Genomic DNA, 453 nt, shown 5'->3' with positions numbered 1-453 from the left:
GACGACGACGCTGATCCCGATCAGTCAGACCCGTGCGGTGCGCGTGTTCTCGAACGAGGTGTTCACCGCTGACGAAGCCGCGGTCATCTTCTTGACGTACTACCTCACCGACGCCGTCGCTCAGCCATACGTCCTCCGCGAGCTCGACCTCAGCCAAGAGCTGTCGGAGGAACGATGAGAGTCGCCGTCCGTCACGACGCCGTCAGCGACACGGTCGCGCGTCTCGCCCTCACCGTCCGGCAGTTCCAGGAGCAGCTCGACACCCTCGACGCGGAGGCCGCTCGACTTCGAACCTCATGGTCCGGTGAGGCGCAGACGGCATACGACCGCGCCCACCACGACTGGGACACCGCCATCCGCGGTATGAAGGCCGCCCTCGCCGAAGCCAACCGCCGACTCATCACCGCCAACGCCATCTCCAGGGAGACCGCCAGCACCGCCGCCCGCCTCTGG

Annotated in this window: 1 protein-coding gene; it reads left to right on the top strand. The window is 67.1% G+C overall.

Going from position 1 to position 453, the window contains the following annotated elements:
- Positions 1–174: 174 nt before the first annotated feature.
- Positions 175–453: WXG100 family type VII secretion target (locus tag DW296_RS04520; protein WP_136051268.1), on the top strand; the 279-nt coding region annotated here is incomplete at its 3' end.

The organism is Microbacterium sp. K36 (assembly GCF_004794355.1).
In the GTDB taxonomy this organism is placed as follows: Bacteria; Actinomycetota; Actinomycetes; order Actinomycetales; family Microbacteriaceae; genus Microbacterium; species Microbacterium paraoxydans_D.
The sequence above is the reverse complement of the archived record's forward strand: the minus strand, read 5'-3'. Positions and strand labels throughout refer to the sequence as shown.